The organism is Amycolatopsis sp. NPDC051102, from assembly GCF_040682815.1.
GTDB lineage: Bacteria > Actinomycetota > Actinomycetes > Mycobacteriales > Pseudonocardiaceae > Amycolatopsis.
Window position 1 is genome coordinate 22692 of the sequence record NZ_JBFBBT010000035.1, and the last position, 15918, is coordinate 38609.

At 73.9% G+C, this 15918-nt stretch carries 15 protein-coding genes; 4 read left to right on the plus strand and 11 right to left on the minus strand.

What is annotated here, in order from left to right; all coding sequences use genetic code 11:
• Nucleotides 1-90: 90 nt before the first annotated feature.
• Entirely contained in the window at nucleotides 91-501 is a 411-nt protein-coding gene (locus tag AB0M93_RS46090; protein WP_364286963.1) for an ATP-binding protein, read from the plus strand.
• Nucleotides 502-508: 7 nt separating this feature from the next.
• Here AB0M93_RS46090 and AB0M93_RS46095 read toward each other — a convergent pair whose 3' ends face one another.
• The 6 genes from AB0M93_RS46095 to AB0M93_RS46120 all read right to left on the minus strand — a co-directional run bounded on the left by AB0M93_RS46095 (nucleotide 509) and on the right by AB0M93_RS46120 (nucleotide 8367).
• Entirely contained in the window at nucleotides 509-1243 is a 735-nt protein-coding gene (locus AB0M93_RS46095) for a GAF and ANTAR domain-containing protein (protein ID WP_364286966.1), read from the minus strand.
• A 260-nt stretch (nucleotides 1244-1503) separates the two neighbouring features.
• Complete coding sequence (locus AB0M93_RS46100) at nucleotides 1504-1806, minus strand: STAS domain-containing protein (RefSeq protein ID WP_364286969.1); 303 nt, start codon at nucleotides 1804-1806, stop codon at nucleotides 1504-1506.
• Complete coding sequence (locus AB0M93_RS46105; protein WP_364286972.1) at nucleotides 1803-5882, minus strand: SpoIIE family protein phosphatase; 4080 nt, start codon at nucleotides 5880-5882, stop codon at nucleotides 1803-1805. Before AB0M93_RS46105 ends, AB0M93_RS46100 begins: the two co-directional genes overlap by 4 nt.
• 93 nt (nucleotides 5883-5975) lie before the next feature.
• On the minus strand, nucleotides 5976-6407 hold the full coding sequence (locus AB0M93_RS46110) for an ATP-binding protein (RefSeq protein WP_364286975.1): 432 nt from the start codon (nucleotides 6405-6407) through the stop codon (nucleotides 5976-5978).
• Nucleotides 6404-7987: a GAF domain-containing SpoIIE family protein phosphatase gene (locus AB0M93_RS46115; RefSeq protein ID WP_364286978.1), complete on the minus strand. Its 1584-nt coding sequence runs from the start codon at nucleotides 7985-7987 to the stop codon at nucleotides 6404-6406. Before AB0M93_RS46115 ends, AB0M93_RS46110 begins: the two co-directional genes overlap by 4 nt.
• Entirely contained in the window at nucleotides 7987-8367 is a 381-nt protein-coding gene (locus AB0M93_RS46120; protein WP_364286981.1) for an STAS domain-containing protein, read from the minus strand. Before AB0M93_RS46120 ends, AB0M93_RS46115 begins: the two co-directional genes overlap by 1 nt.
• A gap of 166 nt (nucleotides 8368-8533) precedes the next feature.
• On the opposite strand from AB0M93_RS46120, the gene AB0M93_RS46125 reads away from it, so the two are divergent.
• Nucleotides 8534-8917 (plus strand): STAS domain-containing protein, encoded by a 384-nt coding sequence (locus AB0M93_RS46125; protein WP_364286984.1) that lies wholly within the window; start codon nucleotides 8534-8536, stop codon nucleotides 8915-8917.
• A gap of 20 nt (nucleotides 8918-8937) precedes the next feature.
• Here the strand turns inward: AB0M93_RS46125 and AB0M93_RS46130 are convergent, their stop codons facing one another.
• Entirely contained in the window at nucleotides 8938-10161 is a 1224-nt protein-coding gene (locus tag AB0M93_RS46130; RefSeq protein ID WP_364286987.1) for a GAF domain-containing SpoIIE family protein phosphatase, read from the minus strand.
• 81 nt (nucleotides 10162-10242) lie between these two features.
• Here AB0M93_RS46130 and AB0M93_RS46135 point away from each other — a divergent pair, with 81 nt between their 5' ends.
• Both AB0M93_RS46135 and AB0M93_RS46140 read left to right on the plus strand, forming a co-directional pair.
• Nucleotides 10243-10962 carry a histidine phosphatase family protein gene (locus AB0M93_RS46135; RefSeq protein ID WP_364286990.1) on the plus strand — a complete coding sequence of 240 codons (720 nt, stop codon included), beginning with the start codon at nucleotides 10243-10245 and terminating at the stop codon, nucleotides 10960-10962.
• On the plus strand, nucleotides 10940-11809 hold the full coding sequence (locus AB0M93_RS46140) for an NAD(P)H-hydrate dehydratase (protein ID WP_364286993.1): 870 nt from the start codon (nucleotides 10940-10942) through the stop codon (nucleotides 11807-11809). Before AB0M93_RS46135 ends, AB0M93_RS46140 begins: the two co-directional genes overlap by 23 nt.
• A 3-nt stretch (nucleotides 11810-11812) precedes the next feature.
• On the opposite strand, the gene AB0M93_RS46145 is transcribed toward AB0M93_RS46140, so the two are convergent.
• From AB0M93_RS46145 to AB0M93_RS46160, 4 genes are read right to left on the minus strand one after another with little or no spacing between them, the layout of a single operon-like run.
• Complete coding sequence (locus tag AB0M93_RS46145) at nucleotides 11813-12532, minus strand: SDR family oxidoreductase (protein WP_364286996.1); 720 nt, start codon at nucleotides 12530-12532, stop codon at nucleotides 11813-11815.
• Nucleotides 12529-13380: an oxidoreductase gene (locus AB0M93_RS46150; RefSeq protein WP_364286999.1), complete on the minus strand. Its 852-nt coding sequence runs from the start codon at nucleotides 13378-13380 to the stop codon at nucleotides 12529-12531. Before AB0M93_RS46150 ends, AB0M93_RS46145 begins: the two co-directional genes overlap by 4 nt.
• Nucleotides 13381-13423: 43 nt before the next feature.
• Entirely contained in the window at nucleotides 13424-14245 is an 822-nt protein-coding gene (locus tag AB0M93_RS46155; protein WP_364287002.1) for a helix-turn-helix transcriptional regulator, read from the minus strand.
• 54 nt (nucleotides 14246-14299) lie between these two features.
• Complete coding sequence (locus tag AB0M93_RS46160) at nucleotides 14300-15871, minus strand: alkaline phosphatase D family protein (protein WP_364287005.1); 1572 nt, start codon at nucleotides 15869-15871, stop codon at nucleotides 14300-14302.
• Between the last annotated feature and the right edge of the window lie 47 nt (nucleotides 15872-15918).

A 15918-nucleotide genomic window follows, 5' to 3' on the forward strand; every position in this document is an offset into this window, starting at 1 on the left:
CAGGTCCGAACGGCGCCAGCAAAGCCATTACCGGTGATTGAGAATCCGAACCGGTGGGTAGCAAACCGGAAGTCCCCCGAGGAGGTGAACGTGGAAGAGCTGGGATCGGACGGATGGCGGTACCGCGGCACGATTTCGCCACGGACGCTGCCGAGCCTGCGCCGGCACCTGGTCTCGTGGTTGCGGCGGCGCGCCGGTGACGAGGTCGGGCGGGAGGCCGACGACGTCGTCCTGGCCTGCTGGGAAGCGATGGCCAACGTGCTCGACCACGCCTACCACGGCCGGCCGGGGCTGATCGACGTCCGCGCCCGGATCGACCAGGACGTGCTGATCGTCACCGTCGCCGACCAGGGCCGGTGGGCGACGCTGGCCGAACGCGCGGACGACGGGCGCGGCCTGCGCCTGATCCAGGCCCTGGTCGACGGGCTCGACCTCCGCTCGACCGAGAACGGCACCGTCATCACGCTCACCTGGCCGTTCCCGGCCCGCCGCAGCGCCTGAGCACCCCTCAGCCGGGGGACTGTGCCGCGGACAGGTCCTCGACGAACCGGGCCGCGATCTCCCGGAGCTTCACGTTGGTCCGCTGCGATTCGGTGACCAGCCGCTTCATCGCGTCGTCGGCGCTGATCCGGTGCACGGCCATCAGGATGCCCTTCGCCTGCTCGATCACCGCCCGCGACCGCATCGCCGCTTCGAGCTCGGTGGTCCGCTGCCGCGCCCGGTGGTAGCGCCGGGTGGTGCGCAGGCCGAACGAGACGATCGTGGTGTAGAGCGCCAGCAGCCGTGAGTCGGTCTCCGCGAAGCCGTGGCCGCCGTAGCCGAAGAGGTTGATCGCGCCGGAAAGGTGTTCGTCGACGCGCAGGGGCGCCGCGAGGTAGCTGCCGACCCCGAGTTCCAGGGCACGCGCGGTGAACCGGGGCCAGGCGGCTCCGGCGGTGGCGAACGGCAACCGCACCACTTCGCCGGTCTCGGCCGCCCGCAGGCACGGCCCTTCGCCGGCCGCGTACTGGAACCGGTCGATTTCGACGGCCCGCTCGTCGGTGGAGGCCACGGTCGCCGGTTCGCCGTCGCGGATCGCGGTGATGCTCGCCAAGTCGGCGCCGGGGATCGCGCGGACGGCTTCGGCGCAGACGGCGTCGAGGATCTCCGCTTCGGTCGGTCCGGTCTCCAGCGCGCTCGTGAGGTCGGCCATCGCCGCGGTCAGCTCGTCGAGGTGCTCGGGCAGGATCGGCTCACCGGTCATTCGGTCATCTCCGTCCCGGACGCCTGCGGCTCGTGCCGGACCGCTGCTGCTTCAACGGAACGGCAAACCTTACTCGCGTCCGCCGCGCGATCCGCAACAACAGAGCCGCCACACCGGGCTGGGGGCGGTGACTCCGGCCCGGCGCTCACTGCTGAACGTCGTGGGTTGGGCGTCGGGGCCACCTGGCGACGGACGGCAGCACAACCCACCCGACCGCCGTCGCTGGGGCCTGCTTACCCGGTGGCACGGTGTTCAACCGTTCAGCGGATCATCACCTTCGCGACCTGGTTGAGCCCGGACACGCGCAGTACCCGCTCGAGCAGCTTCGGCGCGAGCAGCCGCAGGTCGTGCTCGCCCGACCGGTCGAACAGCACCGCGATGCCGGCGCTGTCGAGGTAGGTGACCCCGGTGAAGTCCACGGTCACCGCGGTGCCGGCCGCGAGCTCGCGGTCCAGGGCCGCGCCGAACTCCGCGGCGTTGCTCATGTCGATCTCGCCCGTGACGGTCAGCACCCGGTCGCCGTCGTCGTCCGGGCCGCTGACCAGCGTGAGTCCCGTCGTCACGAACCGATCCTCCATTCCAGCGTGACGGTGGTCCCGGCGTCGTCGTGCCGGAAGGTGACCGCGTCGGCCAGCGCTTCCATCATCGGCACGCCGCGCCCGCGCAGCACGTGGTTGTCCGGCGGCGGCTGCTTCCAGCGGCCCCGGTCGGTCACCGTGACGACCAGGTGCCCGCCGGTGAGCCGGGCCGCCAGGTGGGCGGTCGCGCCGGCGCCGCCGAGGTAGGCGTGCTCGACGGCGTTGGCGCAGGCTTCGCCCGCCGCGACGAGCACGTCCTGCGCGAGGTCCGGTTCGAGCGACGCGTTCTCCAGCCACGCGCGCAGCCAGTGCCGGGTCGAGGCGAGGTGGTCCGGGTCCGCCGCGAACTCGAAGTCCAGCGGGGGCACCGACCGGCGGTAGAGCAGCAGCGCGACGTCGTCCTCGTAGCCGTCCGCCGGGCGCAGCCGGTCCATCAGGCCGGCCGCCAGGGCGCCGAGCTCCGCGTCCCGCGTGTCGTGGGCGGCCGTGGTGGCCCGGTCCATGCCGTCGTCGAGCGACTCGCGGCGGCGCTCCACCAGCCCGTCGGTGTAGAGCATGAGCAGGGAGCCGATCGGCACGACCGCCCGGGCCTCCGGGCGCGGCGCCGCGATGCGGACGGCGAGCGGCACGCCGGCGCCGTCGTCGAGGAACTGCGCCGTGCCGTCGCGGTGCACGAGGGTGGCGGGCAGGTGCCCGGCGCTGCTGTAGGTGAGGGTGCCGGTCGCCGGGTCGAGCACCCCGCAGAAGACCGTGGTGCACAGGGCACCCGGCAGCCGCCCGGCGAACCGGTCGAGCGCGGCCAGGGTGTCCGCCGGGCTGCTGGCCTCCAGCATGAGCGCCCGGCCGGCGCTGCGCAGCTGGCCCATCACCGCGGCCGCGGCCAGTCCCCGGCCGACGCAGTCGCCGACGACGATGCCGATCCGGTCGCCGCGCAGCGCGATGACGTCGTACCAGTCGCCGCCCACCTCCAGCGGCGGGGTCGCCGGCTCGTAGCGCACCGCGAAGCCGTCGGGCAGCTCGGCCGGGCCGAGGATCGAGCGTTGCAGGGCGAGCGCGACCTCCCGCTGCCGGTCGTCGCGGTGCGCGCGGCGCAGGGCGTGCGCGAGCGTCCCGGCCAGCAGCGCGAGCAGCGTCCGGTCCTCGGTGCCGAGCGGACGGCCCGGTGCGGGCTCGATCCAGAGCGTCAACCGGCCGGTGGGGTGGTCGAGGGTGGTGCCCGCGCCGCCGCCGGCCGGGATCGCGTGCAACGCAGGGAGCGCGCGGACGTCGCCGAGCGTGGCGCGCAGCGGGGCGGCCAGGTCCATCCAGCGCTGGTCGCCGGGATCGGTGGAGGCGAGTTCCGGCTCGCCCTCCCGCGGCCAGGTCACCGCGAGGACGCGCCGGGCGCCCCACAGCTCCCGCAGCAGCTCCAGCGCGGTGCGCAGCGCTTCCCGCGTCCCGCTGATCCCGGCGAGGCGCTGGTTCATCGAGGCCAGCGCGCTTTCGCGCTGGACGGCGTAGCGCTCGGCCGTGACGTCGCGGATGGTGCCGACCAGCCGGCGGCTGCCCTCGTCGTCGTGCAGCTGGCTGTAGGCGATCGCGACCCACACCCGGTGCCCGTCCCGGTGCCGCATCGGCAGCACGAAACTGCCGCCCGGCTCGTCCCACGCGCCGCCGAAGGCGCCCGAGACCTCGGCGAAGGCGGCGGGTTCGGTGTCCGGGTCCGGCCACCACGCGAACGGCGGGGAGTAGGGCAGCCCGTCGCTGCCGAAGCCGAGCAACGCGGTGAACGCTGTGTTGATCTCGACGACCCGGCCGTCGGCGTCGCAGACGAAGAAGCCCTCTTGCAGCGACTCGATCATCGCCGCGCGCCACCGGGTGTGCTGCGACCGCAGCCGGGCGAGCTGGACGGTCGTGCGGACGCGGGCGAGCAGCTCCCGCGCCGAGAACGGTTTCACCAGGTAGTCGTCGGCACCGGCGGCCAGCCCGTCGACAGCGGCTTCCTGACCGGCCCGCGCGGACAGCAGCAGCACGGGCACGGCGGCGGTGCGCGGGTCGCCGCGCAGCTCGGCGAGCAGGCCGAGACCGTCCAGCCGCGGCATCATGACGTCGCTGATGATCAGCTCGGGCGGCTCGGCGCGCGCGGCCGCGAACGCTTCCACGCCGTCGCGCACCGCCGTCACCGCGTAGTCGTCGCGCAGCAGCCGGACGAGGTAGTCGCGCATGTCGGCGTTGTCGTCGGCGACCAGCACCCGGGCCCCCGTGGCGGCGGGCGCGGGCCGGGCGGCCTGGTCGTCGTCGTCCGGCAGCCAGCGCAGCGCCTCCTGCACGTACGGTTCCGCCGTCTCCGCGGTGAGGCCGCCGGGCGACGGCTCCGCGACGACGTGCTCGGCGGGCAGGTGCCGTGTTCCCAGCGGCACCCGGACCCGGAACGTCGTCCCGGCGCCCGGAGCGCTCTCCACGGCGACGCTGCCGCCGTGCATGTCCACGAGCTCGCGCACCAGCGCCAGGCCGATCCCGCTGCCCTCGTTCGACCGCGCCCGCGCCGACGGGATCCGGTGGAACCGCTCGAACAGGCGCGGCAGCTCGGCGGCGTCGATCCCGGTCCCGGTGTCGGCCACCGCGACCACGGCGTGGCCGCCCTCCAGGCCGGCGCTGACCCGGATCGCGCCGTCGAAGGTGAACTTGATGGCGTTGGACAGCAGGTTGAAGACGACCTTCTCCCACATCCCGCGGTCGACGTGCACCGGCTCGGGCAGCGGGCCGCAGTCGACCTCGAACGCCAGGCCGGCCCGCTCGGCCGCGGCGCGGAAGACGCTCGCCAGCTCCGCGGTGAACGCCCCGAGGTCCACCGGTTCGAACCGCGCCTGCATCCGGCCCGCTTCGATCCGGGAGAAGTCGAGCAGGTTGTTCACCAGCCGCCCGAGCCGCAGCGCGTTGCGGTGGATGACGTCGACCTCTTCCCGCACCCGGTCGTCGGCGTGGCCGAAGGTGTCGCGCAGCTCGGCCGCGGGCCCCAGGATCAGGGTGAGCGGGGTCCGGAACTCGTGGCTGATGTTGGCGAAGAACGTCGTCTTCGCCGCATCCAGCGCGGCCAGCTCCTCGGCGCGCCGCTGCTGGACCTGGTAGGCGATCGCGCCGTTGACCAGCGCCGTCGTCTGCTGGGCGACCAGCCCGAGGAACGTCCGGTAGGACTCATCGAGCGCGCGCCCGGCGCTGGCCCCCAGCACGATCACGCCGGTGGGCGTGTCCCCGGCGTCGCCGGGCAGTGGCAGCACCATCGCCTCGGCGGGCGGCGTCGACCAGCCGCCCGCGGGCAGTTCGCCGAACAGCCCGTCCGACACCGTCCGCGCGGCCCCGTCGGCGAGCACGTCCTTCAGCGGCCACGCGGTCTCGTCGCCCGCGCCGGCACCGCCGGGGGTGACGGCCGCGAGCGCCGGTTCGCCGTCGGCGCCGCGGATGTGGATCGCGGCGTAGGGGACGTCGGCCGCGGCCCGCCCCAGCACGCCGGCGACCAGCTCACAGGCTTCGTCCACGGTGCGGGCGACCCCGGCCTGGGCGCCGAGTTCGCGCAGAACCGCCAGCCTGCGTGCGCCGATCACCCGCTCGGTCGTGTCCGAGACCGCGGTGAACACCGCCCGGACGGTGCCGAGGTCGTCGTGCACCGGGCTGTAGGAGTACGTCCAGTAGGTCTCTTCCCAGTAGCCGTGCCGGTTCATCGGCAGCAGCAGATCCTCCGACCAGGTCGCTTCACCGGTGGTCATCACGCTGTCCAGCATCGGGCCGATGATGTGCCAGATCTCGCTCCAGACCTCCGAGCCCGGCTTGTCCAGCGCCGGGTGCTTCGTGCCCAGCAGCGGCAGGTACGCGTCGTTGTAGAGGAACCGCAGGTCCGGCCCCCACCAGACGATCATCGGGAAGCGGGAGGTGAGGCAGATCCGGACGGCCGTGGTCAGGCTCGGTGGCCAGTCCCGCGGCTCGCCGAGCGGGGACGACCGCCAGTCGAAGTCCCGCATCCGGGCGGCCATCCGGCTGGTCCCGGGAAACACGGCCCGGTGGCCGGCCTCTTCCCCGACGCTCATCTCACTCCCGGCTCAAACGACCCGCGCCGAGCCTACTCGGCCACCGGCGGGACCGCCGGGTGTGCCCGCTCACGCGCCCGGGTGGATGCGGCGTCAGTCCAGCGAGGCTTCGCCGGTGAGCCAGGTCATGGTGACGGTGGTGCCGTCTTCGCGGTGCACCTGGGCGCTGTGGTCGGCGAGCGTGTCGATGAGCAGCAGGCCGCGGCCCCGCAGCCCGTTCGTCGACGCCGGCGGCCGCCAGGTGCCGTAGTCGGTGACCGTCACGGTCAGCCGGCCGGGCAGCGCTTCGGCCCGGACCTCGACCTGGCCGGCTTCGCCGTCGGGGTAGGCGTGCTCGGCGGAGTTCGCCATCGCTTCGTAGCCGGCGAGGACGATGTCCTCCCGCCGTTCGACGTCCAGGCGGAGCGTGGTGAGCCAGCGGCTCAGGGCTTGGCGCAGGTCGGGCAGGCGGTCGGCCACCGCGGCCGTGCGCCGGTGGAACGAGGCCGGGGGAGCGGGCGCGCCCGGCGGGCGGGGATCCGTCATGGGGGGTCCTCTCCGCGGTGGCGCACGTGGATCAGGGCGATGTCGTCGTCGTGCCGTCCGCTCGTCAGCTCCTCGACGAGCTTGTCCCAGGCCGTGCCGAGGTCGGCGGCGGCCAGCAAGCCCGGGATACCCGCCAGGAGCCATTCGATGCCGAGGGTGAGGTCGCGGGTGCGGCTCTCGACCAGCCCGTCGGTGTAGAGCACCAGGTCCGCGCCGGGCGGGAACCCGGTCGTGCGCTGGGGGAACACCGAGCCGACGCCCAGCGGCTGCGCCAGCGCCTCGCCGATCTGCCCGGGCGGCTCGCCCGGGCGGATCATGATGGCCGGCAGGTGGCCGGCGTTCGCGTAGCGCAGCGTGCCGTCGGTGGGCTGGTGGACCGCGTAGAAGCAGGTCACGAAGCTTTCGCCGAACAGCCCGGCGGTCAGCTCGGAGACGTTGCGCAGCACCTCCGACGGCGGCAGCTCCAGCAGGGCGTAGCTGCGGATGGCCGTCCGGACCTGGCCCATCACCGTCGCGGCGGTGACGCCGTGGCCGACGACGTCGCCGATGACGAACGCGGTGCCGCCCGAGGGCAGCCGGATGACGTCGAACCAGTCGCCGCCGACCTTGCTGCCGGTGGCCGCGGGCAGGTACCGGGTGACCACGTCGAGGCCCGGGGTGGGCGGGGCGACCGGCAGCATGCTGCGGGACAGTTCGGTGGCGAGCGTGCGCTCGCGTTCGTAGAGCCGGGCGTTGTCCAGCGCGATGGCCGAGTAGCCGGCGATGCCCTCGGCGAGGTATTCGTGGCGCGCGGTGAACCGGTCCGGCTCGGGGTGGCCGAAGAAGAACCCGCCCAGCACCTCCCCGGAGGTCGGGCTGATCACCGAGACGGCCAGGTAGCTGCACACCGGCAGGTGGCCCGCCGGCATCCCGTGGTGGGGCGCGTTCTTCCCGAAGCGCGGGTCCTTCGTGATGTCGGGGCTGCGGACGGTGCCGGCGCCGTCGAAGGTCGGCGCGAACACCGCGGTGTTGCGCGGCATCGGGAACCGGGCGAACGCCTCCTTCGGCACGCCGGAAATGGTGTACAGCGTGTACGACTCGCCGAACTCGTCGATCAGGTTGTAGAAGAACGCGCCGAAACCGGCGCCGGTCGCCTTCGTGGCCGCGTCGGTCGCGTCCTGCACGATCCGGTCGATGTCGAGCTGGGCGGTCAGTTCGCGACCGGTGGAGTGCAGCGCGTCGAGCACCGCGGCTTCGTTCCGCAGCCGCCGGACCGTGCCGGCAAGGTCCGCGGTGGCGGCTTCGATCGCTGCGGCGACGGCCGCGGGCGGTGCACCGGTGGCCGCGGTGGTATAGACCAATGCGCCGTGCCGGCCGCCGTCGGCCGCGACGGCGATCGCGCCGGTGATTTCCCGGCCGGGCACCAGATCCGCGAGGACGGCGCGGTCGGTCACCGCGAGCGCGACGTGGTCGCCGAGCACCGCTCCCGCTTCGGCCGGCCCGAGCGGGCGGACCTCGGTGGCCGCCGGAGCGCCGTCGGCGCCGACGAACGCCTGGCGCACCGCCTCGAGCACGGCGTCGAACCCCGGCCGGGACGTCATCAGCGCACCAGCGCGTCGGACAGCGACGGGTAGATGGCGAGTTCGTCGACGAGCCGGGTCAGTTCCAGCGGGCGCAGCGTGATGCGGCCGCTGGCCACCACCCGCAGCGGCGCCGACGCGGTGGGCCCGCGGTGCGCCCGGACGAGTTCGGCCATGCCCGCCGACGCGAGGAAGGTGACGCCGGTGAGGTCGATGACGAGCAGTTCGGGTTCCAGCCGGGCCGCGCGTTCGGCCAGCTGGCGCAGTTTCGGCGCGAGCGCGAGGTCGAGCGCGCCGTCGACACGCAGGACTGCCGCACCTTCGTGGTGCTCCAAGGCCACCGACCCCGCGGAGCCGGCGGCGTCGCCGAGTGCGTTCCCGGTCACGTCCCTCTCGCTCATGGTGACCATCCTGCCTGCTCGGAGGCGTGGCGAAAAGCGCGAGGGGTGCTGACACGGCGGCGCGTCGTCCGAGCAGGCATGATTGACAGCGGTTGAGCAGACAGCCTTCGTGATCACGCGCGCGCACCGGATCACGGTGGAGCTGCCGAAGGCGAGGAGAAACGTCATGACCGAGCACACCCACATCGAGAGCTCGGCCACCGCTGTGCCGTTCGGGGAGTTCCGGCTCGCCCGAACGGAGGAAGGGGAAGCGGTCGTCGTCGAGGTCGCCGGGGACGTGGACACGACCACCGCGCCGGCGCTCGTGCAGGCCGCGGACGAAGCTCTGGCCGAGCAGCCGCCCGTGCTGGTGGTCGACCTGAGCCGCGTCGAGTTCCTCGCCTCGCCCGGCCTGACCGCCTTGCTGACGATCCACCGCAACGCCGGCACCGGCACCGCGGTCCGGATCGTCGCGTCCGGCCGGGCCACCCTGCGCCCGATCCAGCTGACCGGGCTGGAGGACAGCCTCTCGCTGTTCCCGACTCGGGACGCGGCGCTCGCCGGGTCCTGACCCTGCCGTCCCGGCCCGCGTCAGCTGCCGGCCGGGACGCTCAGGCGCCGGATGGCCAGCAGGGCGACGTCGTCCTGGGCCGCCCGGTTGCCGATCATCGCGGCCATGATCTGCGCGCAGACCCGGTCCGGGTCGTCGGCGCGCACGGTCGCCGCCAGCTGGGCCATCCCGGCGTCCACCGGCCGGTCCCGGCGTTCCACCAGGCCGTCGGTGTAGAGCGCCAGCACGGCGCCCTCCGGCATCGGGATCACGGTCGTCCGCCGGTCCGGCGCCCCGATGGTCAACCCGATCGGGGGATCCGGCGGCGCGTCGACCAGCAGGCCCGCTTCGCCGGGCACGGCCAGCACCGGCGGCAGGTGCCCGGCCAGCGACAGCGTCAGCGCCTCGCGGTCCGGCCCGATGATCCCGTAGGCCACCGTGGCCATCGCCCCGTGTTCGAAGTGGTTCGCCTTGCGGTCGAGCTTGGCCAGCACCTCGGCGGGGCTTTCGCAGTCGAGGGCATAGGCACGCAGGGCGCTGCGCAGCCGGCCCATGATCACCGCCGCGTCCAGGCCGTGGCCGGACACATCACCCATCACCACGCCGAGCCGGTCGCCCGGCAGGGTGAACAGGTCGTACCAGTCGCCGCCGAGGCCGGTCTCCGCGCCGGGCACGTACCGGGCGCCGAAGGCCAGGCCGGACACCTCGGGCAGGGTGCTCGGCAGCAGGCTGCGCTGCAGCGCCATGGTGGCGGTGCGGTTCTCTTCCCGCGCTTCCATCTGGATCGCCATCGCCAGGCGGTCGGCGAGCAGCTGCATGGTGGTCACGTCGGCCTCGCCGAACTCCCGGAGCTCGACCGAACCGACGTGCAGCACCCCGACGAGCTCGCTGCCGGCGATCATCGGCACGCCGAGCATGGAGTGCAGGCCGCGTTCCCAGAGCAGGGAGTTCACCACGGTGGTCTCGTCGACGTGGTCCAGGATCACCGGGGCCCGCTGGAGCGCCACCGTGCCGGCGAACCCGCTGCCCACCGGCACCCGCACACCCTGGTGGACCTCTTCTTCGATGCCCGCGGCCGCAAAGGCGACCAGCTGGCGGGCGCTGGACTGGTACCGCAGCACGGTCGCGGTGTCGACTGCCATGACATCGCGCAGGCGCTGGAGGGTGTCGGCCAGCATCTCGGCCAGTCCGAGGTGCATGGCCGGAGTACCGATGATCGCCTCCAGCTGCTGCAGCCGGTTCTGGGCGTCGAGACTTCGCGACATGGAACGACCCTAGCCGTACCTGGTTTGCGGGCCTAACCATCCCGGGTTTCGGCGGCGGGTCCCGCGGGGTACCAGGCCGTCGTGAACGTCGACTTGGACTGGGTGGGTGTGCTGCGGCACGGCCAGAGCACCGGGAACGTGGCCAGGGAGGAGGCGGAGTCGGCGGGGGCGGATGTGATCGACATCGCCGAGCGCGACGCCGACGTGCCGCTGACGGACCTGGGGCGGGAACAGGCGTCGGCCGCGGGGGAGTTCCTGGCCGAGCAGCCGCCGGACGTCATCGTCACCTCGACCTACCGCCGGGCGTGGGACACCGCGCGGCTGGCCGCGCCCGACGGCGTGGCGATCGTCCCGGACGAACGGCTGCGCGACCGCGAGCTCGGGGTGCTGGATCTGCTGACCTCCCACGGCGTCCAGGAGCGGTGGCCCGACGAGCTGCGGCGCAAGCGGCGGCTGGGCAAGTTCTACTACCGGCCGCCGGGCGGGGAGTCCTGGGCCGACGTCGTGCTGCGGCTGCGGTCCCTGCTCGCCGAGCTGAGCGCGGAACACGCCGGAAAGCGCGTTCTGCTGGCCGCGCACGAGATGACGGTCTTCGCCCTGCGCTACCTCCTCGAAGGGCTGCCGGAACCCGACCTGCTGCGCGCCGCGGACGCCACCGAGGTCCCCAACGGGTCGGTGACGGCCTGGGAGCGCGACCGCGACGGCGGGTTCACCATGGTGCTGGCCCAGGAGGTCGGCCACCTGCACGCCACCGACACGCCACCGACGGCGGACGACGATGCCGCAGAACAGCTCTCCTGACCCGGCGCCGGTCAGCCCGGCCCTGCTGCGGGACTGGCGGATCGGCACCGGAGACCGGGGAACCGTCCTCGTCGTCGGCGGCGCCCGGACCGTGCCGGGGGCGCCGGCGCTGTCCGGGACCGCCGCCCTGCGCGCCGGGGCCGGCACGCTGCAGCTGGCGGTCGCCGAACGGCACGCGACCGCGATCGGCGTCTCGGTCCCCGAATCGTCGGTCTTCGGGCTCCCGGAAACCGCGTCCGGCGCGATCGGCGCGGACGCCGTCGACCGGCTGGCCGAAGTGCTGCCCGACGCCGGCACCGTCGTGGTCGGCCCCGGCCTCACCGGCGTTTCGGAAACCGAAGAGCTGCTGCGGCGCCTGGTTCCCGCCATCGCCCCGGACGCGAAGGTGGTGCTCGACGCGTTCGCGCTCGGTGCGCTGAGCCGGGATCCCTCGCTCGCCGAACCCCTGGCCGGCCGGCTCCTGCTCACCCCGAACCGCGTCGAGGCCGCGTTCCTCGACGGCTGCGAGGAAAAGGACGTCGACGACCTGGAGACGGCGGTCCGGATCGCCGGCCGCTACCGGGGCGTGGTCCTGCTGATGGGCGTGGTCGCCGAGCCCGGCGGCCGCACCTGGCGCGACGGCAGCGGCCACGTCGGCCTGGCGACCTCGGGCAGCGGCGACGTGCTGGCCGGCCTGACCGGCGGCTTCCTCGCCCGCGGCGCGGCGGTCGACCAGGCGGCCTGCTGGGCGACGCACGTCCACGCCGTGGCCGGCCAGCGGCTGATCCCCGACACCGGCAGCACCGGCCTGCTGGCGCGGGAGCTGGTGGCGGAGATCCCCCGCGTCATCGCCGAACTGGAGCGCTGAGCGTCACCGCTGCGCGGTGGGGCGGACGACGATCTCGTTGACGTCGACGCCGTCCGGCTGCCCGATCGCGTACGCGACGGCTCCGGCGATGGTCTCCGGCGGCATGGTCACCGCGCGGTAGGTGCGCATCGCCTCCCGCGCCCCCGGTTCGGTGATCGTGTCGGCCAGCTCGGACTCGGTGACGCCGGGCGAGACGGTCGTCACGCGGAGGCCGGGATCGGCTTCCAGGCGCAGGCCCTCGGTGATCGCCCGGGCCGCGTACTTGGTGCCGCAGTAGACCGCGGCCGTCGGGACCACCTCGTGCGCCCCGGTGGAGGCGATCGTCACGAAGTGCCCGCCGCCCTGCCGCCGGAAGTGCGGCAGGGCCGCGGCGATCCCGTGCAGCAGGCCGCGGACGTTGACGTCGATCATCCGGTCCCACTCGTCGACGTGCCCGGAATCCAGGCGCGACAACGGCATCACACCGGCGTTGGCGACGAAGACGTCGAGCCGGCCGTGCGCCTCGACGGCGGCGTCGGCGAACGCGGCGACGTCCGCGCGGTCGGTGACGTCGAGCCGGTGCACGTCGGCGGTGCCCCCGGCGTCGTGGATCTCCTTGGCCAGGGCCGTCAGCCGGTCTTCGCGCCGGGCGCCGAGCACGACGTGGTGGCCGTCGCCGGCCAGCCGCAGGGCGGTGGCGCGGCCGATGCCGCTGCTGGCGCCCGTGATCAGGACGGTCTTCACGGGGTTTCCTCCTGGGGGAAGTCGGCGCCGAGGGTGGTCTCGCGCCAGGTGTCGAAAGTGGACCGGAGGCTGCCGAGCCTGGCGGTCGCGATGTCGTAGGCGGCCCGGCCGAGGAGCAGGCGCAGCGGGGGTTCGTCGCTGCCGACCGCGGTGATGATCGCTTCGGCGGCGCGGACCGGGTCGCCCGGCTGGTGGCCGTAGGTCGCGAGCGTCGCTTCGCGGCGGGCGCCCGCGGTCTCGGCGTAGTCGTCGATGCGGATCGCCGACTGCCGCATCGACGGACCGGACCAGCCGGTGCGGAACGCGGCGGGCTCGACGATGGTCACCTTGATGCCCAGCGGCGCGACCTCCGCGGCCAGGGACTCCGACAGTCCTTCCACAGCGAACTTCGTGGCGTGGTAGTAGCCGGTGGCGCCGAAGGCGGCCAGGCCACCGAGGGACGACACGGTGACGACGTGCCCGCTGCGGCGCGCCCGCATCCCCGGCAGCACGGCCCGGGTGACGTCGGCGAGGCCGAAGACGTTGGTGTCGAACAGTTTCCGGATCTCGGCGTCCTCGCCCTCTTCGACCGCGGCGAGGTAGCCGTAGCCGGCGTTGCCGACCAGGACGTCGATCCGGCCGAACGCCGCTTCGGCCCGCGCGACGGCGTCGACGACCTGGGCGTGGTCGGTGACGTCGAGCGGCAGCACCAGCGCGCGGTCGCCGTGCGCGGCGGCGAGATCGGCGATCCGGGCCGGATCGCGGGCGGTGACGACCGCGCGCAGGCCCCGGCCGAGCACGGCTTCGGCCAGCGCGCGGCCGAGGCCGCTGGAGCAGCCGGTGATGAACCAGACAGGGTTTTCGGGCACGACGAAGTACTCCGTCCATTGTGGATGGGTTTCGGGATTCTTTTCAGGACGCGGCGAGGCTGCCCAGCAGGGCGAGCGCCGCTTCCGACGGGCTGCCCGGCTCGGCCTGGTAGACGATCAGCTGCTGGCCAGGGGCGCTGTTCACGGTCAGCGCCTCGTAACTCAGCTCCAGCTCGCCGACCAGCCGGTGGCGGAACCGCTTGGTTTCGTGCGTCTTCTGCCGGATGTCGTGGCGGGCCCACAACCGGCGGAAGTCCGCGCTCTTGACCGACAGTTCGCCGACCGTCTCGATCAGCCGCGGGTCGTCCGGGTCGATCCCGGCGGCCGCCCGGAGGCCGCCGACCGTGTTGACCGCGACGCGTTCCCAGTCCGGGTAGAACTCGCGGGCGTCCGGGTCGAGGAACACCAGCCGGACCAGGTCACCGCTGTGGGTGTGCCCGGCGAACAACGCCTCGCCGAGGTGGTTGTGCGCCAGCACTTCCAGACAGGGACCGAGGACCACCGCGGGTGTGCCCGGCCAGCCGTCCATCAGGCGCAGCAGGTTCGGGCTGACCGGCGCCGGCCGCCGGGCGCGCCGGCGCCGCGGGGGCACCGGCTGGGCCAGCCGGTGCAGGTGGGCGGCCGCCTCCTCGTCGAGCGCCAGCCCGCGGGCGAGCGCGTCGACGACCTGCGCCGACGGGTTCCGCTCGCGGCCCTGCTCCAGCCGGACGTAGTAGTCGGTGCTGACGCCGGCCAGGACCGCCACCTCTTCGCGGCGCAGGCCCGCGACCCGGCGTGGCCCGCCCGCGGGCAGGCCGAGCTCTTCCGGGCCCACCTGCGCACGGCGGGCCCGGAGGAACTCCCCGAGCGAGTTTTCCGCGGCCATGATCCGAGGTTAACCCGGATCCCGCGGGGAAGGGTGGCCGTGGCGCACCCACCCTCAGGCCAGCCGGATCGGCTCCCCGGCCGCCTCCGGCCGCACCAGCGTCGCCGTGGCCGTGCGCCCGTCGACGTCCAGCTCCATCACCGCGTTCCCGAAGTGCGGCCCGGACACGCAGTGCCACGACAGCGGCGCGGGCGTGACGCCGGCGCGGCGCGCGAGCCACTCGCTCACCCGGGTCAGCCGTCGCGACCAGCCGGCCCGGAACAGCCGGTTCATGAACCACGGCACGGTGTTGTGCACCGGCGAGCAGGTCAGCTGGTGGACCGGCGCCGCGGTGCCGCCGGGGAACTCGGCCAGCGCGACGTAGGCGTGGTGCACGTCGCCCGAGAGCACGTTGACCGAGGCCGGGCCCTCGTCCGCGACGCGGGCGACGAGCTCGGCCAGCCGTTCGAACGACGCCCGGAACGCCGGCCAGTGCTCCAGGTCCAGGAGCTGGCGCAGCCATTCGGCGGCCCGCCCGACGACCCCGGGCCGGGCGCAGAGCCGCTCGTCGAGCGACTGCGCGGCCGACAGCGCGGTGGGCAGCAGCCACGGCAGCGACGTGCCGATCAGCAGGTGGTCGAAGGAGCCGGACGCCTGCTCCTCGATCCAGCGGAACTCCTCGTCGCCGATCATCGACCGCTGCCCGCCCGAGAGGATCCGGCCCGCCCGCGAGTCGATGACCAGCAGCCGGACCGGGCCGAAGTCGCGCCGGTAGGACCACCGGGTGCCCTTGGCGCCGTCCGCCTCCCGGTCGGCGCGGTCGGTGAACGCGCGCAACAGCTCGGCGTTGTCCTCACCAGACCTGCTCACCCGCTGGTAGAGGTCGTCTTCGGCGAGCTCCTCGGGACCGAGGTTGCCCAGGTGCTGGTAGACCCAGTACGAGACCAGCGCACCGCGGATCCGCTCCGGCCACCAGGACGTCCGGGCCATCCGCTCGCGCCAGGCGTGCGAGGTGTTCCAGTCGTCGCGGACGTCGTGGTCGTCGAAGATCATCGACGTCGGCACCGTGGACAGCAGCCAGCGCACGGCCGGGTCGCACCAGGCCTCGGCGTACAGGTGGCAGTACTCCTCGAAGTCGGCGACCTCCTTGCCGGGCGGCTTCCTCGGGTCGCGCCGCGTCGCCAGCCACGCCTGCGTCGCGTCGGTCGTTTCGTCGGCGTAGACCTGATCGCCCAGCAGCAGCAGCGATTCCGGCCACTCGGTTTCGTCGAGCGCGGCCATCCGGTGGGCGTACGCGGCGAGCGCGTCCGGGCCCAGCGCGTCCTGCTCCCGCGGCTTGCGGCAGGACCCGAACACCAGCCGGAACCGCGGATCGCCGGGCTCGAGCGTCCGGATCCGGCTCGGCGGCAGGGGACTGCCCGGCTCGGGCCAGACGAGAGCGCCGTCGAGCCGGACTTCGTACGGCGTGCTGCGCCCCGGCTCCAGCCCGGTCAGCACGACGAGGGCGTAGTGGTGGCCGGCGACCTCGAACGTCCGGGCGGCCGCGCCGGCGACCGCGACTTCGCACGGGCCGGCCGTCTCCACCCAGATCGTCGCCGAGCCGGCGCTCACGTGCCGCAGCAGCGGGCCCAGCAGCAACTCGGTCATCCCGGAATCCTGCCAGACCCCCGGCGTCGCGGCCGATCGGTGAGCCG